The 22,931-nt window shown below is 53.3% G+C and carries 21 protein-coding genes; 14 read left to right on the top strand and 7 right to left on the bottom strand.

What is annotated here, in order from left to right:
• The first annotated feature begins 190 nt into the window (after positions 1-190).
• The 10 genes from flhF (at position 191) to QSV34_RS06300 (ending at position 12,081) form a co-directional block, all read left to right on the top strand.
• Positions 191-1,450, top strand: a complete 1,260-nt coding sequence (gene flhF / locus QSV34_RS06345; RefSeq protein ID WP_289152974.1) for a flagellar biosynthesis GTPase FlhF — start codon at positions 191-193, stop codon at positions 1,448-1,450.
• A 61-nt stretch (positions 1,451-1,511) separates the two neighbouring features.
• Positions 1,512-2,360, top strand: coding sequence for a MinD/ParA family protein (locus tag QSV34_RS06340; RefSeq protein WP_289153147.1), 849 nt, complete (start codon positions 1,512-1,514; stop codon positions 2,358-2,360).
• A complete protein-coding gene (locus QSV34_RS06335) occupies positions 2,357-3,070 on the top strand; it encodes an RNA polymerase sigma factor FliA (protein ID WP_289152973.1) in 714 nt (237 codons plus the stop codon). The genes QSV34_RS06340 and QSV34_RS06335 overlap by 4 nt, the downstream gene beginning before the upstream one ends.
• Positions 3,071-3,094: 24 nt before the next feature.
• On the top strand, positions 3,095-3,268 hold the full coding sequence (locus QSV34_RS06330) for a hypothetical protein (protein ID WP_289152970.1): 174 nt from the start codon (positions 3,095-3,097) through the stop codon (positions 3,266-3,268).
• Between the two features lie 293 nt (positions 3,269-3,561).
• Positions 3,562-4,149: a sigma-70 family RNA polymerase sigma factor gene (locus QSV34_RS06325; protein WP_289152968.1), complete on the top strand. Its 588-nt coding sequence runs from the start codon at positions 3,562-3,564 to the stop codon at positions 4,147-4,149.
• Entirely contained in the window at positions 4,146-5,156 is a 1,011-nt protein-coding gene (locus QSV34_RS06320; protein ID WP_289152966.1) for a FecR family protein, read from the top strand. Before QSV34_RS06325 ends, QSV34_RS06320 begins: the two co-directional genes overlap by 4 nt.
• Positions 5,157-5,539: 383 nt before the next feature.
• Positions 5,540-8,803, top strand: a complete 3,264-nt coding sequence (locus QSV34_RS06315) for a TonB-dependent receptor (protein WP_289152964.1) — start codon at positions 5,540-5,542, stop codon at positions 8,801-8,803.
• Positions 8,804-8,870: 67 nt separating this feature from the next.
• A complete protein-coding gene (locus QSV34_RS06310; RefSeq protein WP_289152962.1) occupies positions 8,871-9,383 on the top strand; it encodes a protein-disulfide reductase DsbD domain-containing protein in 513 nt (170 codons plus the stop codon).
• A 50-nt stretch (positions 9,384-9,433) separates the two neighbouring features.
• Positions 9,434-10,885 (top strand): hypothetical protein, encoded by a 1,452-nt coding sequence (locus tag QSV34_RS06305; RefSeq protein WP_289152961.1) that lies wholly within the window; start codon positions 9,434-9,436, stop codon positions 10,883-10,885.
• 29 nt (positions 10,886-10,914) lie between these two features.
• Positions 10,915-12,081 (top strand): TlpA family protein disulfide reductase, encoded by a 1,167-nt coding sequence (locus QSV34_RS06300; RefSeq protein WP_289152959.1) that lies wholly within the window; start codon positions 10,915-10,917, stop codon positions 12,079-12,081.
• Positions 12,082-12,157: 76 nt separating this feature from the next.
• Here the strand turns inward: QSV34_RS06300 and QSV34_RS06295 are convergent, their stop codons facing one another.
• Complete coding sequence (locus QSV34_RS06295) at positions 12,158-12,967, bottom strand: fructosamine kinase family protein (RefSeq protein WP_289152958.1); 810 nt, start codon at positions 12,965-12,967, stop codon at positions 12,158-12,160.
• Between QSV34_RS06295 and QSV34_RS06290 the strand changes: the two genes are divergently transcribed.
• The 4 genes from QSV34_RS06290 to QSV34_RS06275 all read left to right on the top strand — a co-directional run bounded on the left by QSV34_RS06290 (position 12,956) and on the right by QSV34_RS06275 (position 15,026).
• Complete coding sequence (locus QSV34_RS06290) at positions 12,956-13,423, top strand: hypothetical protein (protein WP_289152956.1); 468 nt, start codon at positions 12,956-12,958, stop codon at positions 13,421-13,423. The genes QSV34_RS06295 and QSV34_RS06290 overlap by 12 nt on opposite strands.
• Positions 13,424-13,544: 121 nt before the next feature.
• The gene (locus QSV34_RS06285) at positions 13,545-14,000 is read left to right on the top strand and encodes an Mpo1 family 2-hydroxy fatty acid dioxygenase (protein WP_289152954.1); all 456 of its coding nucleotides are present in this window, start codon (positions 13,545-13,547) and stop codon (positions 13,998-14,000) included.
• Positions 13,981-14,193, top strand: a complete 213-nt coding sequence (locus QSV34_RS06280) for a DUF1272 domain-containing protein (RefSeq protein ID WP_289152952.1) — start codon at positions 13,981-13,983, stop codon at positions 14,191-14,193. Before QSV34_RS06285 ends, QSV34_RS06280 begins: the two co-directional genes overlap by 20 nt.
• Before the next feature lie 47 nt (positions 14,194-14,240).
• Positions 14,241-15,026: an alpha/beta fold hydrolase gene (locus tag QSV34_RS06275; protein WP_289152950.1), complete on the top strand. Its 786-nt coding sequence runs from the start codon at positions 14,241-14,243 to the stop codon at positions 15,024-15,026.
• 87 nt (positions 15,027-15,113) lie between these two features.
• Here the strand turns inward: QSV34_RS06275 and QSV34_RS06270 are convergent, their stop codons facing one another.
• The 6 genes from QSV34_RS06270 to rsxB all read right to left on the bottom strand — a co-directional run bounded on the left by QSV34_RS06270 (position 15,114) and on the right by rsxB (position 22,887).
• A complete protein-coding gene (locus QSV34_RS06270) occupies positions 15,114-17,282 on the bottom strand; it encodes a S9 family peptidase (protein WP_289152948.1) in 2,169 nt (722 codons plus the stop codon).
• A gap of 130 nt (positions 17,283-17,412) precedes the next feature.
• Positions 17,413-18,129 carry an electron transport complex subunit E gene (locus QSV34_RS06265; RefSeq protein ID WP_289152946.1) on the bottom strand — a complete coding sequence of 239 codons (717 nt, stop codon included), beginning with the start codon at positions 18,127-18,129 and terminating at the stop codon, positions 17,413-17,415.
• A 130-nt stretch (positions 18,130-18,259) separates the two neighbouring features.
• Positions 18,260-18,916: an electron transport complex subunit RsxG gene (gene rsxG, locus QSV34_RS06260; protein WP_289152944.1), complete on the bottom strand. Its 657-nt coding sequence runs from the start codon at positions 18,914-18,916 to the stop codon at positions 18,260-18,262.
• Between the two features lie 4 nt (positions 18,917-18,920).
• Entirely contained in the window at positions 18,921-20,003 is a 1,083-nt protein-coding gene (gene rsxD, locus QSV34_RS06255; protein WP_289152942.1) for an electron transport complex subunit RsxD, read from the bottom strand.
• A gap of 2 nt (positions 20,004-20,005) precedes the next feature.
• A complete protein-coding gene (rsxC, locus tag QSV34_RS06250) occupies positions 20,006-22,288 on the bottom strand; it encodes an electron transport complex subunit RsxC (RefSeq protein ID WP_289152941.1) in 2,283 nt (760 codons plus the stop codon).
• The gene (rsxB, locus tag QSV34_RS06245; protein WP_289152939.1) at positions 22,288-22,887 is read right to left on the bottom strand and encodes an electron transport complex subunit RsxB; all 600 of its coding nucleotides are present in this window, start codon (positions 22,885-22,887) and stop codon (positions 22,288-22,290) included. The genes rsxC and rsxB overlap by 1 nt, the downstream gene beginning before the upstream one ends.
• Positions 22,888-22,931: the final 44 nt, after the last annotated feature.

The raw sequence follows: 22,931 nt of genomic DNA, 5'->3' as shown, positions 1-22,931 counted from the left end.
GCCCTGAACAAAAAGAAAATGGTGAGAAGGAAATGAGTGCTTCTAAAAATTCAATATTTTTGCGAGAGCAAGGCGGCGGCGCGCGCAGGCCCGCAGTGTATAAAACATATATGAGGGGGCGCTTCCCCATAAAACAAGAGTGTTGCCAACGCAGCTCTCGCGGAAATAGTGCATTTTTAGGAGTGCTCATATGAAAATTCAGCGTTTCAAAGCCAGAGACAGCCGCCAGGCCATGCGCGAAGTGCGTGAGGTGATGGGCGGTGATGCAGTTATTCTCTCCAGCCAGCGGGTTAGTGGCGGTGTGGAAGTGGTGGCCGCTACTGACTACGACGAAAAACTGCTGCAGGCGCGCCTCAACGACGGCTCTTTAGCGGATGTGTTGCCGCGGCCTGAACCTGCGGCGCAGGCGCAGCCAAAGGAAGACAGCTACAACGAGATGCGTCGCGAGCTCACCCAGCTGCGGGATATGGTGGAAAAGGGCATTGCCCCGTCGCAACAAAAGCCAGCGACAGCACCAGCGCCTGAGTCAGCACCGGCTAACTTGGCTGCCAAGGGCAAAAAAAATGCCACAACGGATATGTCTGCAGTGCGCACCGCATTACTGGGCCGCCTGATGGGCCTCGGTTTGGGTCGCGAGTTGAGCATGCAACTGGCGGACAAGGCACCTCTTGATAGCGGTATGGAAAATTGCTGGGCCGCGTCCATGAAACGCCTCAGCGCGCGCCTTCAGGAAAGCGGCAACCAGATAATCAACAACGGTGGTTGTGTGGCACTGGTTGGCCCGACCGGAGTGGGCAAGACCACCTCGGTAGCGAAGCTGGCGGCTCGCTTTGCGTTAAAACACGGTCGCCAGCAGGTGGCACTGATTACCACCGACTGCTATCGCATCGGTGGCCAGGAGCAAATTTACACCTTTGGCCGCATTCTTGGTGTGCCGGTGCGTTTGGCCACCAGCCGCGAAGAGCTCAGCGAGGCCATCGCTGAATTTGCCGACCGTCGTCTGGTGATGATCGATACTGCCGGCATGGGCCAGCGGGATATGGAGCTGATGCAGCAGTTCAAAACCCTGCAGGGGGCGGCGCCGGATATGCAGATTTACCTCACCCTGTCAGCCACCTCGCAGCTGCCCATTCTCGATGAAGTGGTGCGCAAGTTTGGCGTTTCCAATCTGGCCGGCGCCATCGTCACCAAAGTGGACGAAACTGCCAGCCTGGGGCCGATTCTGTCTGCCCTGGTGCGCCATCGCCTGCCGGCGGCCTACGTGGGCAATGGCCAGCGGGTACCGGAAGATATTCAACTTGCTCGTGCCAGTGGAATGGTGAAAGATGCTCAACAGTTGATGGAATCCTACGATATGGAGGCCAGCGAGTGGCAGCAGCCGTTCGATCCAAGTTATAACAATCACAACAACCCGGTGGGAGGCCAGGCAGTTAATGCTGGAGTCGCATGATAATCAACACCCGGAAGACTCATCCCCTGAAAAAAGGGACCAAGCCAGTGGCCTGCGCACGATGACGCGCCAGGGGCCAGTTAAGGTAATCGCTGTCACCGGTGCCAAGGGTGGCGTGGGTAAAACCAACGTTTCCGTCAACCTGGCGGCCTGTTTTGCGGAGCTGGGCAACCAGGTGATGCTGATGGATGCTGACCTGGGGTTGGCCAATGTGGATGTGCTGCTGGGCCTGCACGCCAATTACGATTTGCGCCATGTGATCTCTGGTGAACGCACTCTGGAAGAAATCATTATCGATGGCCCCAGAGGCATCAAAATTGTGCCTGCCGCCTCCGGGGTTAGCCGCATGGCAGAACTCAGCAACGCCGAACACGTGGGTCTGATTCGCGCCTTTAGCGAGCTGGCCTTGCCAGTGGATGTGTTGTTGGTGGATACCGCTGCCGGCATCAGTGACAGCGTGGTGAGTTTCAGTAAGGCTGCCCAGGAAGTGCTGGTGGTGGTGTGCGACGAGCCCACCTCTATTACCGACGCCTACGCCCTGATCAAAGTGTTGAGCCGCGACCATGGGGTAGAGCGTTTCCATATTCTCGCCAATATGGTCAAAGACAAGGTACAAGGCGAGCAGTTGTTCTCGAAAATCAGCCGGGTGGCAGAACGCTTTCTGGATGTCAGCTTGCTCTACTTGGGGGCAGTGCCCTTTGATGAACAGCTGCGCAAATCCGTGCAGCGTCAGGTGGCCGTAGTGGAATCCGCGCCCCGCAGTAAAGCCAGCCGGGCGTTCCATCGGGTGGCCGAACAGGTCAACAATTGGCCCATGCCCGATGCAGCCAGTGGCAAGTTGGAGTTCTTTGTGGAGCGCCTTTTATACGCGGGCGACTATGGCGGCGGCAACACTGAGGGCTTCGGATGAGTGGAGCGGCTGCCTACACCGACCACTGCAAACAACAGCAAGAAGCGCTGTTGCAGCAACACCTGCCTCTGGTGCGGCGCATCGCCCATCACTTGATGGCGCGCATGCCTGCGGAAGTGGATGTTAACGACCTTATTCAGGTGGGCATGATGGGCCTGCTGGAAGCGTCAAAAAATTACGCCGCCTCCCAGGGTGCGAGTTTCCAAACTTACGCCAGCATTCGCATTCGCGGCGCCATGCTCGACGAGCTGCGCCGTTCCGACTGGACGCCCCGTTCGGTACAGCGCAAGGCGCGCCAGTTGGCCACCGCTACCCGCGAAGTGGAAGGCCAACATGGCCGCAGTGCCAGCGATACCGAAGTGGCCAGCCATATGGGCATTGGCATCGATGAATACCACAGCATGCTGCGCGATACCGCCGCTTGCCGGGTTACCGGTTTTGACGATCAGCCCCTGGGTACTGATGTGGCGGTGGATGAATCATCGCCACTGCAACAGTTGCAAAACACCGGTTTTAAAGAATCACTGGCGGATGCCATTGGCCAACTCCCTGAGCGGGAAAAGCTGGTGATGTCCCTGTACTACGATGAAGAATTGAATTTAAGAGAAATCGGCGAAGTCCTCGGAGTGAGCGAGTCCCGGGTGTGCCAGATCCACAGCCAGGCGCTGACCCGTTTACGCTCCCGAATGGGGGAGTGGACACAGGGGTAACGTGCCTGATGGTTAGGAGGCCCCATGATAGATCGTATTTCCATACCCACCGCACCGGGCATTCGCCCATCCAAACCGGTGATTAAAGACGGCGACCGTCGCCGTCGCGAACCGCCACCGCAACACAAAAAGCCCAAACCACCGCCCGGCGAAGACAATCAGAATGATGGTACACCGCATATTGATGAGTACGCTTGACGCATAGCGCTACGTTACCCTTCGCTGCGCTCCACAGTGTCCGGTAAAGCCCCACTCTCGTCATTCCCGCGCAGGCGGGACTAATGCTTGCATTGAGCGCCCACAGGGCGAGCGAAGCGTATAATCCAGACACCACCGTACTTCAAGGCGTTAGTGCCACTGTCAATATGGATCCCCGCCTGCGCGGGGATGACGATCTTTTTGAGTTGAATGACACGATGAAAAAATTCGGGGTTTTTTCATGCTGGGCCGTTAATCGGGTGGTTAGCTACTGATGTGCTATAAGAGTAAGCGTGAAACACACCCATAAAAAAGTTGTTGATATCTCGTCAGCTCGCCGTTGCGAGCGCAATGAGCTCGTGCAGCGCCTGTTTGATAAACACGGCGCCGGGGTGCGCACATTCTTGCGCGGTCGCCTGGTGCCCGATGCCGACGTTGAAGACATCGTCCAGGATATGTTTGCCCGCTTACTCACGCTGGATAACCTGGAACAGAAAATGGATGCCTCGTCGGGAAGCAATATTGCCCTGTTGCTGACCATGGCAAACAACATGGTTGTGGATCGCGCCAGAAAATTGTCAGTGCGGCAAAACTACCAGCAAGCCGCCCAGCTGGAACAGGAAGAGCACAGCGGGGGAGCGGGGCTTGAAAAAATCATTGCGGATCAGCGGGAGCTGGAGCAGGTGAGGCGAGTGATTCTGGCCATGAAACCCAGCTGGCAAAAAGCATTTTTACTCAGCCGTTTTCGCAACTTGGGGTATCGGGAAATTGCCCGGCAAATGAACGTAACCGTAAAACAGGTTGAGCATTATATCGCTCAGGCCATGAACAGTTTGAGAAGCGCAAAGCGCAGGAATTACCCAAAGGGGAAACAGTCATGACTCTTATGGAAGAGAAAATTTTGCAGGAAGATGTGGGCTACGCGCTGATGCGCCTTTACTCGGGCGAATTGTCCGAAGGTGAAGTGGCCATGATTCAGCAGCGCTCAAAAGCAGAGCCAGAATTTCGGCACGCCTATCTGGGCGCATTGGAAGAAATCGCCCTGGTCAGCTCCCTTGAGGAAAAAGGTCAGCTGTCTACCATTCTTGCGCCTCCCAAAAAGAATTTTCGTTGGCTGGCTGTCGCGGCCAGTATGATGTTGGCGCTGGCAACCACCTGGTTTTTTATGCAACCCGCAGAGGTTCAGGAATACACCGATATCAAACGTTATGTGTCCGGTGTCGGTGAGCAGCGAACCATTACATTGGAGGATGGTTCACAGGTGTCCCTGAATACCGCCACGCAATTACTGATTGAAATGTCTGACAACCAGCGCAGAGTAATTCTGGAACGTGGCGAGGCGTTTTTCGATGTGTCTGAAGATCCAGTGCGGCCTTTCGTGGTTGAGTTGGGGCAAAAGCAAGTCACTGTGCTCGGCACATCATTTAATATTTTCAAAACTCCTGACGCTTATCAGGTAGCGGTGGTAGAGGGTTTGGTTGCATTGCACGACCCTATGGAACCGGTAGATGATGTCGCTGTTGACCTCAGCAACCTTAAACAAGGCATAGCCGCCCCTCGCAAAGGCTTGCTAAGAGCCGGTTGGCTGGCCAGTTATTCCACGGACAGTAAGCACCTAGATGTAGTTCAGCCTGAATCCATGACGCGCTACAGCGATTGGCGCAAGGGCTGGATTCAGTTTGATAAAGAACCCATGTCGGATGTGGTGAAAGAACTGAATCGCTACGCGGCGAAAAAAATCCTGATAGAAGATAAAGCCGTAATGGACGTAAACGTAACGGCGCTGGTTAGCGTGACGGAGCTTTCAGCGACATTAAATGGTTTGGAACAATTGTTGCCCATCAAGGTAACTCATCACTTTGATCGCGTTGTTATCTCTGAAAAATAGCAGTTTGCCGCTGTTTTTCCTGCGCAAGCGGCACTGCTGCCTGGGATAACCTCCTAAATCGTCATACCCGCGAAAGCGCACTGCTGTCCGGGATATTCTTCTACCGTCATGCCCGCGAAGGCGGGCATCCATAGACCACCGTATTTTCTGGCTTTAGTGCCATATTCACAATGGATCTCCGCTTTCGCGGAGATGACGTTTTTTGAGCCTCTCTGCCACTCATTTGGTGACAACGTTTACCTTGTCATTCTGGGTACCTCTAAGCCATTCTTATTAATTTCAAAAAAACTCCGGGAATTTTTTTTGTGAGCCGTTAATAGGCCAGCCACGGATAATTCCCTGGCTGCAGCAAGTAAAATATATACCTATTAAGAGGGTGGGAAATGCCAACTATCAAATGTATGCCATCAAGGCGCAAACTTTCCATGGCAGTTGCCGGTGCGGCTTTGCTGGTATCTGCTTCAACGTCTTTTGCAGACGATGAAAAGATCAAATTCGATATCGATGGCCAGCAAGCGTCTGCGGCGCTTTTTCAGTTGGGCCAATCCGCAGGCATTCAGGTGCTGATTTCTGAAGAAGTGGGTTCCTCAGTGAACCTGCGAGGCCTGGAAGGGGAATACACCGTTGAGCAGGCATTGGGGATGATGCTTCAGGGCTCCGGTTTAACCCATAAATTTACCGCAGACAATGTGGTATTGATTACCAGCGAAGAAGAAGCACAAGGCGATGATGCCGATGAAGAGCCTGAAGAAGAAATTGTTATTACCGGTACTCGTTTGAAAGGCCACAAACCGGCTTCTCCGGTGATTAGCCTCGGTCGCGACAAGCTGGAAAAAGGCGGTTACACCTCACTGGACGATGTGCTTCGTCGCCTGCCGCAAAACTTATCAACCCAAACCACCGCGAGTGTTGAACTTGAACAGGGCGAGTTTGGCTCCGGTGCGCGCATAAGCTCATCGCTGGGTGCGTCTGCGCCAAATTTAAGGGGGCTGGGTACCCGTTCCACTCTGATATTGGTGAATGGTCGCCGTCGCGCCATTTCAGGTAACGGCTCTGGATCATTTACCGATATATCCTCCATTCCGCTTTCTCAGATAGAGCGTATTGATATTTTAACGGATGGTGCATCGGCTGTTTACGGCGCGGATGCAGTGGCCGGTGTTATTAACGTTATTCTTCGCAAGGATTACGAGGGCGTCGTATTGCAGGCGCGCACCGAACAGTCCAGTACCGGTGGTGATGTAAACCGCTTGACCGCAGGCTACACCATCAACTGGGACAGTGGTTTTGCCTCACTCAGTGCCGATTTTTCAAAAACCAAACCCTCTGATTTTAATGACCTGATTCGCAGTGCCGGCCCCCAGGGCCAGGGTGACTTCCGTGATCTGGGTGGTATCAATACTCGCCTTGTCGGTCTGGCAGGTGGAAACGACCCAAGGCCTGTGTATGAAGCGTTTCCAGGGTTTCCTGCTGGCTTTGAAGCTGATGCGTCTGTTCAGATTTCAGGCCCAAGCCCGTTTACCTATTCACGGTTTGAGCCACGTGTGTTGGGGCCAGAGATAGAAACCAGTGCATTGCGCATCAGTGGCGAACAAGAACTCTCCGATAGCCTGGTTCTGAGTTTTGATGCATCTTATACCCAGCAGCAAGATGGCAGGGTTCTGGATGCCCGGATATCCAATCTGGGCTTTCTTGCAATAGCAAGCGTTTTTGACGAAGATTTCAATACTGCTGCTAGCCTTCGCGGCTTGACAATCCTCAGCGAGACAAACCCAAATAACCCCAACCCCGGTCAGCTTGTTGCTGTTGGTTACGATTACGCCCAGGAGCTTTCACAGATACAACTGGATGAGTCCACAGAGCAGGACAATATCAATGCGTCTATAGGCCTTTCTGGTGACCTGGCTTTTGTAGATGGTTGGGATTTTGATGTGTCCCTGTCATACAGTAAAGAGGACGGTCAGACCGATAACTTTGGCTTTGATCCTATTCCTGGCTCCACAGCAGGGTTGACGGCCTTTGTTGATCAAGTAAACCCGTTTGCCACTTCAGATGCGGATGTGGCCGCAAATACCGCGTTGTTGCGGCGCTTTTTAAGAACAGAGCAGTCTCGGTTTGACTCCGACCAGCTGACCTTTGATGCCAATATAACCGGTACGCTGTTTTCACTTCCCGCCGGTGATGCACAAGCTGCTTTTGGTATTCAGTATCGCGATGGCGAAGTAAGCAATGCCCGTGATTTCGAGGCAGAGTTTCCGGAATTTGTCCCTGATGGTCTTGGTGAAGTACCGCTGAGTTCTGCAACTGAAGTTACCTCGGCTTACGCTGAAGTGGCCTTGCCCCTGTTCAAAGATTTGCCCCTGATGCAGGAGTTAACCTTAACTCTGGCGGCTCGTTATGAGTCTTTCGACTACGATGGGCTTTCACAGGCAAGGAGCGCAGCCGGTCGTTTTGTGCCAATGTTTGATGATATGGGCAATTTTATTGGCGGCTCAGTTCAGGGAGTCGACGTGGAAGGTGTGGATGAAGCTGCTTTACTGGGTATTGCGTTGCCTCCCTTTACCCGGATTCGCGAAGACAGCTTCGGCCCGGTTGTATCGCAGGAGGCATCCTTTAGCAGCACCAGTCCACAGGTCAGCCTGAACTGGGAGGTAAATGACGACCTCAGAATTCGCTCTACCTGGGGGGAATCTTTCCTGGCACCCCAGGCGACGCAATTGTTTGGCTTCAAGCGAAATAGTCGCCTTACAAACTCATTCCGGTTCGATCCCGATATTTCTGCGGCCCTTACTGCCCTTGGCTTTACATCTGGTTTTGAAGTAGTGGGATTGGCTGGCCCTAACAGCGACCTGACCGCCCAGGAAGCCGATACCTTTACATTTGGTTTTGACTATACCCCTGGTGCAATAGAAGGATTGTCTCTGAGTGCTACCTACGGTAAAAGCGAGTACGATAACTTTATTGACACCCCGAGTAGCACTGTTGACCTCCTGCAATTAGTAAATAACTTCGAGGATTTGGAAGGCACTCTGTTTTTCCGCGGCACGAATAACGCATTTGTCTTTGACACGCGTCAGCTCAACCTGGCCAGCCGAATTTCTCGAACAGTGGATATTGGCGCCAACTACCAGCTGTCCACGGATTATGGTGAATGGCTGTTCGACCTCAATGCGGTGCGCACACTTGAGCTAAGCAATCAGGTGAGTTCTTTGGTGGCTCCTACTGTGCTTTCTGACACTCAGTTTGGCCCCAGTGAGTGGGCGTTCGACTTTACCACTGGCTGGTCTTATAAGAATTACTCAGTCACTGCGTCCATGAATTACAGCTCGACCTTTACTGTGGTGAACCCGAGAACACCTTCTGATGTTGAAAATACCACGTTCCCGATGCTGTCTGGAAACCCGTTCTTCAGCAGTGTGGATACTCCAACCACGAGCAAGCAGTATATGACGGTTGACCTGCAGTTTGGCTATACGTCACCGGCAGATTCTGGACTGATGAGTGGTGTGAGGGTATCGCTGGGTGCCCAGAACCTGTTGGATGAGGAGTTCCCATTTGTTTCAAACAGCGCTGGTTTCGTTGCCAATCGGGTAAACCCCCGTGGTCGCGTACTTTACCTTGACCTGACAAAGCAGTTTGATATCTAAGATGCTTATCCGGTTAAAGTAATCACAGGCCAGCCCACCCTGGGCTGGCCTTTTTTCTGAGGCGGTTATGTGTAAATTCCTGTTTCTCCCATTTGTTGTTTCCCTGCCTTTACTGGCTATCGCCGATGATGGCGACTTTGAAAGCCGAATCAAAGCGCTTCCAGTCGAAGAATTAACACCCCGTAACCCGGTGTCGGTATCAGCCATTCTCGAAAAATCATCAATGGCTTCTGGCGATACGGCCCAGGTGGCTATTAAAACCACAGTGATGCCCAACTGGCATATCTATGCCTACGATCCCACGCAAGTGTTTAAAGTCACTACGTACAGCGTAACTTTGCCTGAGGGTATGGAAGAAGCCGGTGAATGGCAGCTGCCATCGGCAGAGCCCTACAGTGCTGACCCGAATATTCTGGTATATCACGACGAATTGATCTTTCAGCAAACATTAAAAGCCGGTGCTGATATGGCGCCGGGTAATTATCCGGTTACGGTGAATTTCAATTACCAGGCTTGCGACCCCTATATCTGCTTGCCACCGAAAAAGAAAAAGGTTGTTCTGGATATCGAAGTGAAATAATTTTTTTGGCTGAATTGGCCGTTTTTTATGCAATTGATTTGGAGGGAAATATGAAAAAGTTATGGTTACTGGCCGCAGCGGTGGTAGTGACGTTACTGGTGGCATGCGCTCCGGTATCGCAATCGCTGGATGAACCAATCCGCGTGCTTTACGTGGGGCAAAATCCAGATACCGTCGAGGGCTACTCTTATGGTGGTAATCGTGCCGACAACGCCAAGCTGATCAAAACCAAAGCGGCGGAGTATATGGCGTTTTTGAATCAGCACTTTGACGCCACTCTGGTTTATGGCGAAGCCTACAAGCCGGAAATGTCAGCCAACTACGATGTTACGGTTTTTGACGCCTTGCCCATGGAACTGGATGGCAAGGATATGACAGACAGCGAGCGTTATGGTTATGCCTCGCCACACGCCGGTTGGCGCTGGCTGCCGAACGATTTTAATCACGCAACCATCTTTGTTGCCGGCCCTTTAACCAATATGGGGCCAAGCCTGTCCTTGACCATGGGAACACTCTGTAACTGCCTGGATAAAACCGCGTTTAAATTTGATGAGTCCCACCCGATTTTTTCCAGCCCCAATAAGGTACCTCTGGACTACGTTGAAACACCTTATGCAGGGGGAGTGTTCAACTACTACTCCGGTCGCAATCTCCCCAAAAAAATTCCGATGCTGCGGATGGAAGTAGATGATCCGCAAGGGCTGTCGTTGCCACCGGGGCTGGTTACGGTGCCGGGCACTGGCGACTCGCCGGATACGGAATACATTTCTGGCGGTACCTGCATCAAGTCGGTAAACGCTGTGGCGATTGCCCGCCATGGCAATTTTTTGCAGTGGGGTTTCCGTTCTTCTCCTGTGCATATGACCGAAGCCGCCAAGCTGGCTTTTATCAATGCGGTGCACTACATCAAGCCTTTCAAGGGTGCCAAGCGCTTGGTGGCCAAAAAGTCGGCCCATCGCCTGGCGGCAATGGATGCCCCTTACAAACTGTCAGACCAGGGCTGGGCGGTTCAGCTTGAAAACCACAATAAAGCCAATGCAGTACTGCAGGGGCAATACGATCGTGTTCAGGCTGGTACAGGGTCTGAGCAAGACAAAATGATGGTCAAGTTGCTGGGCAAGCCAAAGGCGCTGGATCGCAGCCGGTTTGTGAAATCCATTCCCAAATCCCTGCAACAGGAATTTGGCGAGGACTGGAATCGCTACCTGGCTTATTACGAAGCCAATATGGGCTATCTGTACGCCAGCGAAGGTTATCAATTCGCCTTTGATGCCGACGCCCAACAACTGGGTATTGCCAACAATAACCCCGCGATTCTGGATCGCAGTATTGCGTTATTGGAGCAGGGCGATCAAGTAGAGCTGGCACAGCGCGTTTTGGCCCGTTACACAACGCAACAGTTTGAAACGCCCCAACAGTGGCGCCAGTGGTTTGACAGTAACCAAGACAAACTGTTTTTCACCGAAGTAGGTGGTTACAAGTTTATGGTTAATACGTTGTGATTGAAGCTATCTTCAAGAAGGAGGGAAAAATGAAATTTTTACGACTAACCGCTGTGGCAATCTTGTCACTGCTGGCAGTGGCCTGTGGGTCAGACAGCAAAGTTGATACAGCAGAAGTTGATCCGGCAGACATCAATAAGGGTACTTTTAATTTCACTGTTAAAAGTGGCGAGGCTTTCCCCGAGGGCAGCCGGGTAGCGATTTATCGCAATATGTTGAAAAAGAACGATATGGAATTTCTGCTGGATGCGCCGTTAAGTGGTGGTTCGGGGTCTTACCAGCACGCAGTGAACGACGCTCACTGGGCAACAGTTGATATTCTCCCTGCCGATAGTGACTCACCGTTGTTTCGTTTGGAGCTGGTGATGGAGCCAGGGGATGTTGAATTGGTGGTTTCAGACAGGCGTAATTACAGCCTCAGTGGTGGCCACTACAATGACAAATTGATTAACTCTTGGCGGAACAATGCGGAATACCGACAACTACAGGACCAGCTAAGTCAGCTTGAATTTGGTCATGAGCAGTTCAGGGTTGTATCCGATAAGGAAAGACAACTAAAACAGACTATTCTTGATCAGCAGATAGCGTCGAGTAATGACGATGTGGTCAAGGCACTCGTCTACACCCGCTATCGTTTTAAAAATGCAGAAGCCAAACTGGCCGCTGCGGAGAAGCTGGCGGCGGCACTGGGTGATCATCGCCAGGCGCAGCTTAATCTGAAGTTTGCAAAAAACCTGATTGCGATGCGGGCAGCAGCGAAAGCGGTAGGTGTCGGCTCGGTTATCAAAGATTTTACCGCGGAAGACCTGTCAGGCAATGAGTTTCATCTGGCGGATGTACTGGGGAAGAACAAGTATGTTCTGGTGGAGTTCTGGGCTTCCTGGTGTGGCCCCTGCCGCGCTGAAATCCCCCATATGAAAACCGCCTACGAGCACTACAAAGACAAGGGCTTTGAGATTGTCTCCTTTACTCTGGACGATGACCGTGACGATTGGCAAGACGCCTCTACAGAAGAACAGATTCCCTGGATCGATACCGGCGACTTGCTGGCCTACGAAAGTCCGGTGGCCAAAATGTACGGTGTCGCAGGTGTACCAGCGAATTATCTGGTAGAGGCTGCCACCGGTAAAATTCTGGCAATCCACCTGCGCCAGGAGGCATTGGATCACAAACTGGAAGAGTTATTGGGTAAGTAGGCGATCTTAAATTGTCATCGCGCTTCGCTCGCAATGACGAAAAACGAACTAATCGTTTTTCTTTAAACCGTAGTGTTTATAACGAAGTAATTATTTCCCACCCCTTTTCACAACCATCCAGATAACCACTGCCAAATAAGTTGTAGTGGTTCAGATAGTGATACAGATTGTAGATTTCCCGCTTGGTTTGGTAGGTATCGGTGCGTGGGTACGCATTGTCATAGGCGCGATAAAATTCTGGGTCAAAGCCACCAAACATTTCTGTCATAGCCAAATCCGCTTCCCGGTCACCGCAATATATCGCAGGGTCAATCAGCCATACTGCATCTGAGCTAAACAGCACATTGCCATTCCAGAGGTCACCGTGAAGCAGGCTGGGGTGAGGGCAGTTATCGTTTAAAAACTGCCTTAATTTGTCACTGCTTTGCACCAGCGTTTGTTGCCATTTTTTCTGGATGCTGCGGTCTCTTATCAGAGATAGCTGGTACTGCAAGCGCTGTTGAATAAAAAACGCTCCCCAGTCCTGATAAATACCATTGGGTTGGGGGTTAAGGCCGATGTAGTTATCTGTTTTCAGGCCATAGTGGCTCTGTTGTTGGCTGTGAAGTCGTGCCAGGCCTTCTCCCAGTTGCTGCCACTGATGCTTGCCAGGCCGCTGACTGGTAATTTGGGTGAGGGTTAACTGTTGTTCAGAAACATTGAAAACTTCTGGAATGCGCAGTGGGTTTTTCGGATCGTGGGCGATCCCTTGGCGCAGCAGTTGCAGCCCGGCCACTTCTTTTATCAGGGCATCGCGATACGGACTGTGGTTGTGCTTGATAAACATGGTGGCGGTGATGGTACCATGGGCTGAAACCGTAGAATGGAAGTGACTATGAGCGAGCAAGACAAGACTCTGGAGCAGGTCAATCGCGAAGCCATGCGTGAAGCGGTGGAATCCATGGGCATGGTGTGTGTGCCCACCATTGCCAATGTGCCGCTGCCCCATACCAGCATTGCCCCGGCGCCCAGCGAGGAAGAAGTCAGCAACGACTACCGCTCCGCTGGCGTGTTGATGCGACGCTTGGCTGACACGGTGATTCAATGGCGCAACCAACTGCCGGAGGATCAGCAACCGGCAATTCTTGCGGTTCTCAATGGTGGTATTCAGATTAATGTGTTGCGTCTGGCTCAGGAAAGTTTTCACGGCATTCGTATTGAAGGCACTATCAATGGTAGCCCCTGTATGTTGCTGTCACACCAGTCCAGCGTGCAGTTGCTCTGCTATGTGGAGAAAGTGGAGAAGGAAGAATTCCGCCGTCGCATCGGTTTTATTATCGATGGGGAAGAAGAGGAAGTTTAATTTCGTCAACCCGTCATCGCGAGCGTAGCGCGGCGATCTCGTGAATGCAGAGTGTAATTATGGAGATTGCCACACCGCCTCCGGCGGCTCGCAATGACGGAGCTTTGAGTGAGGGCCATATTTGAAAACCCAACAGCAGTGGTTTGAGCAATACGCCGAAAGCCATCGACACCCAACCAATAAACGCATCCACAATATTGCGGTGCCTGCTATTTACTGGTCCATTGTGGCTTTGCTGTGGTCGGTTTCTGTCTTTGGTATCAACTTGATTTTTATTGTCATTATTCCGGTTTGGGGGTTTTACGCTCGCCTGTCGCAAACTGTATTTGCGCGTATGCTGCTGTTCACTATTGCCTGCTGGGCACTGTGCGCTTTGCTTGAGCGCAGTCTGGGAATGCTGTGGCAATGGGCGCTGGCCGTATTCGTGATTGCCTGGATTGCCCAGTTTATTGGCCACCATCTGGAAGGAAAGCGCCCCTCATTTTTTACCGATCTGGCTTTCTTACTGATCGGCCCGGCCTGGATATTTATGGGCAGCCCCACATCTGGACAATCCGATGCTGAAACTAAAACCTGAATGCGAACGTTGCCAAAAATCACTGCCACCGGATTCCCGGGAGGCGATGATCTGTTCGTTTGAATGTACGTTTTGCCGGGATTGTGTGGAAGGAGAGTTGGCTGGCGTGTGCCCGAATTGTGGTGGGGGGTTTGAACTAAGGCCGGTTAGGCCTAAATCGTTACTTGAAAAATATCCTCCAACGGAAGCATAGGGCTTATATGTGTTGTTTTTGGGAATAGGGAATACAAGGAGAAGAAAATGAAAAAAGTAATGCTGTTGGTTACCTGGTGTCTGGCAACTGTTTTCAATTGCCAAGCTGATAAGTTAGCGGTAAATGATGTTGTTTTGTACTACGAATTGCATGGAAGTGGTAAACCTTTATTGCTAATTCATGGCGGTTCCGGTTCGGTAGACTCTTTGAGAGACCTGATTGCTCCACTGGCTAAGAGTCACAAGGTAATTGCAATTGATTTAAGGGAGCATGGCTACAGCACACCTTCAGATAAACCCCTTTCCTATAAGCTGGAAAGCGAAGATGTCATCCAGCTAATCAGAAAGCTGAATTTGGGAGTCGTTGACTTTGTTGGGCACAGTGATGGTGGAATTATTGGCTTATACATTGCTATGAATCAGCCAGACATGATAGATCGCCTGGCCGTTGTGGGCGCGAACTATCATTTCGATGGTTTGCCTGTAAGTGTTCGTGAATATATCTCCGGCTTGAATGGGGAAAATATGAGCGAAACTGCAAAGCAGAACTACCTGAAACACTCGCAGAGTATGGACGGGTTTTCTGAGTTTGTAGATGAATTAAAAAATCTCTGGCTGACAAGCCCTGAGTGGACAGAGAAAGACCTTGAGCGTATTAAAGCAAAAACATTAGTTGTACTTGGTGATAGAGACTTTATCACTTTGGAGCACACAGTAAATATGTACCGTGCTATTGAAGATGCTCAATTGGCAGTCATTCCAGGCTCGGAACACTCAATCCATAAAATGAATTTACCGTTGTTAGAAGCGACATTGGTGGATTTTTTTAAGTAATAAATATTGCCATCCTGAGCATGGCGAAGGATCTCTAGTTGGTTTTTAATTCGAGATTCTTCGCTGTGCTCAGAATGACAAGTGCGTTTACTTCTCTACGCCAATCAAATCAAACATAAACGCATAAACCAACGCCGTTTCATGCAGGCTTTTAAAGCGCCCGGATGCACCGCCGTGGCCCGCTTCCATGTCGGTTTTAAACAGCAGGCGGTTGTCGTCGGTTTTCAGTTCCCGTAGTTTCGCTACCCATTTCATGGGCTCAAAGTATTGCACTTGCGAATCGTGCAGGCCGGTGGTGACCAGCATGTTGGGGTAGTTCTGGGCTTTAACCTGATCGTATGGTGAGTAGGACAGCATGTAGTCGTAACTGTCTTTGTTGTTGGGGTTGCCCCATTCGCCGTATTCGTTGGTGGTGAGGGGAATGCTTTCGTCCAGCATGGTGGTGACCACGTCTACGAAAGGCACTGCCGCGTGCATGCCGCGGTAGAGTTCAGGCGCCATATTCGCGACGGCTCCCATCAGCAGGCCGCCGGCGCTGCCGCCCTGAGCGAATACCTTGTCTTTGTGGCCGTAGCCTTGCGCTGTCAGCGCTTTGGTGACGTCGATAAAATCCGTAAAGGTGTTAATTTTTTCAAACATACGTCCCTGGTCGTACCACTCTTGGCCAAGCATTTTGCCGCCGCGAATATGGGCGATGGCATAGACAAAGCCGCGATCCAGCAGGGGCAGGCGTGATGCACGGAATTCCGGTTCAATGGTGCTGCCGTAAGAACCGTAAGCGTATTGCCACAGTGGGTTGCTGCCGTCTTTTTTGAACAGGGATTTTTTGTACACCAGGCTTACGGGTACTTCAGTGCCGTCGCGAGCAGCGACAAAAATCCGCTCTGCAGCGTAGTCGCCTGGGTTGAAGTCACCGAGCACTTTTTCCTGCTTTTTCAGGGTTTTTTCACCGCTGGTCAAGTCAACGTCGTATACGGTGCCTGGTGTGGTCATGGAGGTGTAGGCGACGCGAACGCTGCTGTTGTCCATTTCCAGATTCGAAGCAAATCCCGCTACGTAAAGGGATTCATCAAATGAAATGGGGCGGGTGTTACCGCTTTCCAGTTCCATAATGCTCAATTCAATCTGGCCGCGGGTTTTCTGGCTCAGCACGATGTGGTCTTTAAATATTTCTACCCCATCGAGATAGATATCCGGTTTGTGGCCAACCACTTCTTGCCACTGGCTTTTGTCGGCGCTGTGATCCTGGTGTACTTTCATCAGCCGGTAGTTTTCCGCTTTCCAGTTGGTGTGTACGTAGTACCACTCGCCATTTTTCTGAACGCTGTATTTCAAGCCGTCTTCCATAGGGTGGAAGTGCTTGAACTGGCCCTGCGGTGTGTTTGCATCAAGTACCAGCATGGCTTCTTCGTTGGTGCCGTCCTGGTAAATGTACAGGGTGCTGCCATCTTTGGATTTGGAAATGCCAATGTACAGCTCGTTGTTGGTTTCTTCATACACCAGAACATCGTCGGACTGGGGGGTACCCAGGGTGTGGCGGTACACCTGGTAGCCCAGCAGGGTGACCGGGTCTTTTTTGATGTAGAAAATGGTTTTGTTGTCGTTGGCCCAAACCATCGAGCCATCGGTGCCGGTGAGGGTGTCTGCCAGCAGTTCGCCGGTTTTCAGGTTTTTGAACTGAATGTCGTAAATACGGCGGCTGAGGGTGTCGGCGGAGTAGGCCAGTGTCTGGTTGTCGGTACTTACCGCGTAGCTACCCAAACTGAAATAGGCGTGTTCACTGGCTAGCTGGTTGATGTCCAGCAGAACTTGCCGTTCGCCGTCTTCTGCGCCTTTGCGGCGAGTGTGGATGGGGTAATCGTTATCGCCACTGAATTCGGCGTTGTACCAGTAACCATTGCTGAGTACCGGCACGGAGGTTTCATCTTTGTTGATACGGCTGACTATTTCCTCAAAAAGACTGTCCTGTAACCCCTGGGTGTGGGCCATCACCTGTGCCTGATAGGCGTTCTCTGCCTCCAGGTGGGCGAGCATTTCAGGGTTTTTGCGTTCGTCGTCACGCATCCAGTAGTAGTTGTCGATGCGAGTGTCCCCATGGCTGGTCATTTCGTATGGGACTTTCTTTGCCACAGGGGGAGTGAGTGAGTTGTTGTTCATAGTGGAGTCAGTTGTCTGGCGGTTGTCGCTGCAGCCAGCGAGTAGGGTAGCTGCAACCAGTGTGGCAGGTAGCAGGCCTGTTTTATTGGTATGGTTCATAAATTGTGCCTTGGTTGAGTCTGCATTTGTGACAGGTAGACGGATGTGTTCTCTATAGTAAGACGCATAACAACGCCCCTTCCCCCCTGTAAATTTTTGGAAAGTTCAGCAAGGCAGTGGACGACGCCGTTTAGTCGGCAACTTCTGTGGTGCGTATACGTTTGCTGCCCGCTACCACTGGCTGGCGTTTAGCGGCAGCGCGTTTCTCGTTGCGATGGTCGATACTGTTTTTCAGGGCGATCAAAAAGCCGGTGACCAAAAATGCCCCCGGCGGCAGGATGGCTACTAAGAAATGGTAGCCGCCCGGCAGAATGCGAATTGTCCAGTTTTCGGCAACGGGGCCAAACAGCAATTGCATGTCGGCAAACAGGGTGCCGCTGCCCAGCAACTCCCGCACTGCGCCAATGGCCAGTAGCACCAGGGCAAAACCAATGCCCATCATCAGGCCATCTACCGCGGATGCCCAGACGCCATTCTTGCTGGCAAAGGCTTCGGCACGGCCTAGAATGGCGCAGTTGGTAACTATCAATGGAATAAAGATGCCCAGCACCGTGTACAGCTCGTAGGTGTAGGCTTTCATTAACAGTTCGGTGCAGGTGGTAAAGGTGGCGATAATCATTACAAACGCGGGCAGCCGTACCGCGTCGGACACCTGACGGCGCACCAGGGAGACGACGATGTTTGAGCCCACCAGCACCAGCAGGGTAGCCAGCCCCAGCCCTAGGGCATTGACCACGGAGCCGGTTACCGCCAACAACGGGCACAGGCCCAGCAGCTGCACCAGCGCCGGGTTGTTTTTCCATAGGCCGTCAACGACCAGTTTTTGGTAAGTGTTTGTATTGCTCATTTTTTCGTTTTACCTGAATTGAACCGAGCAATGACACGGGGGTGGCTATCTGTGACACGCCGTGAATCCGTCCGTGGAGGCTCGTGGCCAGCATCCCTGCTGGCCGCGGTCACAGATAGCCACCCCCATATCATTTGTCACTCCCGGCAGGTTTTTGAGCTTGCTTTAATAACCGCTCCTTGTCCTGTTCAAAATAATACAGAACCTGCCTGATCTGGTTGACCACCGCCCGCGGGGTGATGGTGGCACCGGTAAACTGGTCGAACTCGCCGCCGTCTTTTTTTACGGCCCAGGCGCCAACACCGGTTTGCGACAGGGATTTGCCATTAAAACTCAGCACCCAATTGCTTTTCTTCAATTCCACCTTGTCCCCCAAGCCGGGGGTTTCTCGATGATCGGTAATGCGCACCCCGGCGACTGTGCCGTCCACGCGGATGCCGATAATCATATGAATATCGCCACTGTAGCCATCTTTGGCGACAGTGGGCAGGATCAGCGCATTCACCTGGCCATTTTCGTCGCGGCCTATGTGTATTTGCCCGCCTTTATCCAGGCCCAGCAGTTCCCAGTGTTGTTCCGGTACCGGTACCACATCCATTAGCAGGTCGTTGCTGTGTTGCTCAATGGGCAGTATTTCCAGCAGCGCTTTTTGCTCCGCCTGGCGCTGGGCCAAGGCAATTTTGTCTTTGGTGGCCACTTGGGTGGTGGCCAGCAGGGTGCCGGTAACCAGCGCCACAGCGCCGAGAATAAGGCTGTTTTTACGAATTGAAGCCCGCTCTGTAGACACGGTTTTACTCCTGCTGCTCTGTGGCCCGGCGGCGGCGCTCATGGCCGTAGCTGCGAGGCAGGGTGTAGTAATCGACAAAGGGCGCGGCAAAATTGGCCAGCAATACGGCGAAGGCGACAGCATCCGGATAGCTGCCCCAGGCGCGAATAATGTAGACCAGCAGGCCAATCAGGGCGCCGTAGATCAATCGTCCAAAATTGCTGGTGGCAGACGTCACCGGGTCGGTAACAATAAAAAATGCCCCCAACATGGTGGCGCCGCTGAGCAGGTGCAGTGCCGGAGAACCCAGGCTGTGGGAACTGCCACCATCGTGGAATATCAGTGCCAGTAACAGCAACATGGCGAGCATGGCCACCGGGGCGTGCCAGGTGAAGATGCGTTGCCACAGCAGGAATATGCCGCCAGCCAGAAAGCCGAGGTTGACCCATTCCCAACCGACACCAGCCCAGCGCCCTTCACTGAACAACACTTCGCCCTGATAGAACTGTTCCACCAGCTGGCCGCTGTTGTGTTTAAACAGATCGAGCGGGGTGGCGCCACTGATGCCGTCCCACAGTCCATCAAGAGCGGGTGAGCTGGTAAATACCAGCGCAAGACTCTGCGATAGCCCAGGCAAATTGGCTCCACTGTCGAGAATAGTGGCTGGCGTTAACCAGCGAGTCATCTCTACGGGAAAGGAAATCAACAACACCACGTAACCCACCATAGCGGGATTGAACGGGTTGTAACCGAGGCCGCCGTACAAATGTTTGGCGATTACGATGGCAAACAGGGTGCCGGTAACCACCAGCCACCAGGGTGCCAGAGGCGGCAACGCCACCGCCAGCAAAACAGCAGTTACCAGGGCGCTGTAGTCTTTCAGGTAAAAACCTACCGGCTTCTGCCGCAGTTTCAGTATGGCGGCCTCAGCGACAATGGCGGTGAGGCTGGCCAGCAACAGGTTAATCAACACCCCCCAGCCAAAATAAAATACCAGCGCGGCAATCCCCGGCAAGGTGGCCAGCAGTACCAGCTGCATCACCCGTGCGGTGCTGCGGCCGGTATGGGTATGGGGAGACGACCCCGGTTGTTGTGAGGCGTGCATCATGGCTATGGGTTTTCCAGAGCCCTTTGGGCGTCGGCAAGTTTCTGTTGCAGATTGGCCAGCGAGGTTTGCAGGGCGTCTATCTGTACCGGGTCGCTGAGGGTGGCGAGCCGCTCCTCAGCCTTTTGCATGCGCTGCTGCAAACGCTCTACTTGCTGCTGTGGCGTCAGCGGTGCTTTCTGCTTGTTGGCCGCCAATGCTTGTTGGGTGGCGGCAACAGTGGCCGGGTCGGTTACCGGTTTATCGTTGCCGCTGTTGGCTGCCAACGCGGAGGCTTCCTGCTGAGCATCTTGCAGTTTGCTGCGGAATTTACTGGCGCTGTTTTCCAGAGCCTGGCGCAGGTCGTCATCGTCACAGGCGGCCAGCTTTTCCTCAATGCCTGTCAGGCGTTTTTGCAGCGACGCCACTTTTTTATCCGCGGTTTGTTTTGGGGAGGCCAGTACCTTGGCGGTGACTTTATCTTCCAAGTTGGTTTGTTGCCCGTTGTTGAATTCTTTCAGCTTTTGTTGTGTTTCGGTCAACTTGAGACGGGCGCTTTCAATCTGTGCCTGATAGCCGCTGACTTGTTCTTCACTCAGTGGGGCATCGCTGCTTTCGGCCTGACCTTCCGCCAGCTTTTTCTCCAGCCGTTGCAGGCGACTTTCGGCGCTGTTAACACTGCGCTCCAGTTTGGCCCGCTGCTGTTCCGGCGACGCCTGTTTGGCGGCCACTTGCTGCAGCGCGGCCTGCACCACATCGCTTGCTTGCTCGGTGGGCGTTTGCTCCTGCTGCGCATGGGTTTTGGCGAGGGTGGCCTTGGCTTGTTCGGCGGCGATGCGGCGGGCTTCACGCTTGGCGGCTTTTTCCGCTTCCGCCTGTTGTTTGCGTTGCTTGTTGTATTCGAAGCGTTCCCGGGCACGATCAGATTTAATGCGCTCTCGCGCGGCCTGGCGCAGTTCCGCCTTGGCGGCGCGATAGTGCTGCACCAGGGGAATATGACTGGGGCACACATAGGCGCAGGCGCCGCACTCGATGCAGTCGAACAGGTTGTGAGATTGCAGCCGTTGGTGATTGCGGGCCTGGGCGTGCCACAGCAGTTGTTGCGGCAACAAGTTGGCGGGGCAGGCTTCGGCACAGAGGCCGCAGCGGATACAGGGTTGTGCGGGTGGCTGCGGTGGCATTTCTGCTGTGCTGGGGGCCAACAGGCAGTTGGTGGTTTTAATAGCCGGCGCGTCCAGATCCGTCAATGCAAAGCCCATCATCGGGCCGCCCATAACCACCGGTTGGCCCGCTTGCGCCTGATAGCCGCAGTGTTCCAGCAAATGACGCATTGGGGTGCCGATCAAGGTTTCCAGGTTTTGCGGTTCGGCACAGGCATCGCCAGTGATGGTGGTGATGCGGGAAATCAGTGGCGTGCCTTCAACAATGGCGCGGTAGATGGCGTGCACTGTACCGATGTTCTGGCAGACGATGCCCATATCCGCCGGCAGGCGGCCGTTGGGTAATTCTTTGCCGGTGAGTATTTGTATCAGCTGCTTTTCGCCGCCGGACGGGTATTTGGTGGGGAATTTTGCCAGTTGTATTCCGGTACTTTGCAGGTGCGGTTGCAGGGCATCACAGGCCTGCGGCTTGTTGTCTTCAATGCCGATCAGGATACGCTGCGGCTGGCCGAGAATATGAGCCAGAATCTGGATACCAGTGACCACTTGCTGTGGGTAACTGCGCATCAGTTGGTCGTCGGCAGTGATATAGGGCTCGCACTCGGTGGCGTTAATAATCAGTGTGTCGATGGCCTGGCCATTGTCCGCTGCCGACAATTTGATGTGGCTTGGGAAACCCGCACCGCCGAGCCCGGCGATACCGGCATCGCGAATGCTGGCCAGCAGTGTTTGCGGCGATTGGCTGGTGAAATTGCTCACCGGGTTGCGCTGGCACCACTGTTCTTTGCCATCGCTTTCGATGGTGATGCAGGGGGCGTTCATACCGGAGGGGTGAGCCACCGGGTGCAGACCAATAGCGGTGACTGTGCCGGACGTTGGCGCGTGTACGGCGGCACTGACGCTGCCGGAAGGCTCGGCAATTTTCTGGCCCTTTAGCACCGTATCTCCCACTGCGACAATAGGGGTTGCTGGGGCACCACTGTGCTGGTTAAGAGGCAGCACCAGCTTTTCCGGCAGGGGTGCAATTCCCAGACCCCGTTGCAGGGATTGCTGCTTATTGTCCGGCGGGTGGATGCCGCCGGGTGTTTTATGAATAACCGGCTCGTGAATGGTGATGCTGGCGATCTTGGTTGCCTGGTCTGCGGTCATTACGCCACCTCGCCCTGTCGATCGGTGGCAATCAAGCCTGGGCGCTGCCAGCTCCAGGTATCAATGGTGGTGGTTACTGGAATCATATCGATGCAGTCCACCGGGCAGGGTTCCACACAGAGATCACAGCCGGTGCATTCATCGGCAATCACCGTGTGCATTAATTTCGCGGCGCCGAGAATGGCGTCTACCGGGCAGGCTTGAATGCACTTGGTGCAGCCGATGCACTCGTCTTCGCGAATGTAGGCGACGGTGGCGACATCGCTTTCTTCGCCGTGTTCTGCATCCAGGGGAATGGACTCCACGCCCAATAGATTGGCAAGGGCGTCGATGGTGTCCTGGCCGCCGGGGGGGCAGTGGTTGATGGCCTCGCCGTTGGCAATGGCTTCAGCGTAGGGGCGGCATCCGGGGTGGCCGCACTGGCCGCACTGGGTTTGCGGCAGCAACTCGTCGATCTGGTCAACGATGGGGTCGCCTTCTACCTTGTAGCGCACCGCGGCAAAACCGAGAATGCCGCCAAACAGAATCGCCAGCCCCACCAGCGCGTACAACGCGGCCAGCAGTGGTTCCTGGGCAACCATGTCGTAGAGCCTATCCATGTAGATACAGCCTTTGGTCGCACGTCGCACGTCGCACGTCGCAC

The sequence above is a fragment of the Porticoccus sp. W117 genome, from assembly GCF_030341905.1.
Classification (GTDB): Bacteria; Pseudomonadota; Gammaproteobacteria; order Pseudomonadales; family Porticoccaceae; genus SCSIO-12696.
The sequence above is the reverse complement of the archived record's forward strand: the minus strand, read 5'-3'. Positions and strand labels throughout refer to the sequence as shown.

Coding starts and splice junctions, on each gene's coding strand:
- flhF (WP_289152974.1), top strand. CDS start 191: ATGAAAATTCAGCGTTTCAAAGCCAGAGACAGCCGCCAGGCCATGCGC.
- QSV34_RS06340 (WP_289153147.1), top strand. CDS start 1,512: ATGACGCGCCAGGGGCCAGTTAAGGTAATCGCTGTCACCGGTGCCAAG.
- QSV34_RS06335 (WP_289152973.1), top strand. CDS start 2,357: ATGAGTGGAGCGGCTGCCTACACCGACCACTGCAAACAACAGCAAGAA.
- QSV34_RS06330 (WP_289152970.1), top strand. CDS start 3,095: ATGATAGATCGTATTTCCATACCCACCGCACCGGGCATTCGCCCATCC.
- QSV34_RS06320 (WP_289152966.1), top strand. CDS start 4,146: ATGACTCTTATGGAAGAGAAAATTTTGCAGGAAGATGTGGGCTACGCG.
- QSV34_RS06315 (WP_289152964.1), top strand. CDS start 5,540: ATGCCAACTATCAAATGTATGCCATCAAGGCGCAAACTTTCCATGGCA.
- QSV34_RS06310 (WP_289152962.1), top strand. CDS start 8,871: ATGTGTAAATTCCTGTTTCTCCCATTTGTTGTTTCCCTGCCTTTACTG.
- QSV34_RS06305 (WP_289152961.1), top strand. CDS start 9,434: ATGAAAAAGTTATGGTTACTGGCCGCAGCGGTGGTAGTGACGTTACTG.
- QSV34_RS06300 (WP_289152959.1), top strand. CDS start 10,915: ATGAAATTTTTACGACTAACCGCTGTGGCAATCTTGTCACTGCTGGCA.
- QSV34_RS06290 (WP_289152956.1), top strand. CDS start 12,956: ATGAGCGAGCAAGACAAGACTCTGGAGCAGGTCAATCGCGAAGCCATG.
- QSV34_RS06280 (WP_289152952.1), top strand. CDS start 13,981: ATGCTGAAACTAAAACCTGAATGCGAACGTTGCCAAAAATCACTGCCA.
- QSV34_RS06275 (WP_289152950.1), top strand. CDS start 14,241: ATGAAAAAAGTAATGCTGTTGGTTACCTGGTGTCTGGCAACTGTTTTC.
- QSV34_RS06270 (WP_289152948.1), bottom strand. CDS start 17,282: ATGAACCATACCAATAAAACAGGCCTGCTACCTGCCACACTGGTTGCA.
- QSV34_RS06265 (WP_289152946.1), bottom strand. CDS start 18,129: ATGAGCAATACAAACACTTACCAAAAACTGGTCGTTGACGGCCTATGG.
- rsxD (WP_289152942.1), bottom strand. CDS start 20,003: ATGATGCACGCCTCACAACAACCGGGGTCGTCTCCCCATACCCATACC.
- rsxC (WP_289152941.1), bottom strand. CDS start 22,288: ATGACCGCAGACCAGGCAACCAAGATCGCCAGCATCACCATTCACGAG.
- rsxB (WP_289152939.1), bottom strand. CDS start 22,887: ATGGATAGGCTCTACGACATGGTTGCCCAGGAACCACTGCTGGCCGCG.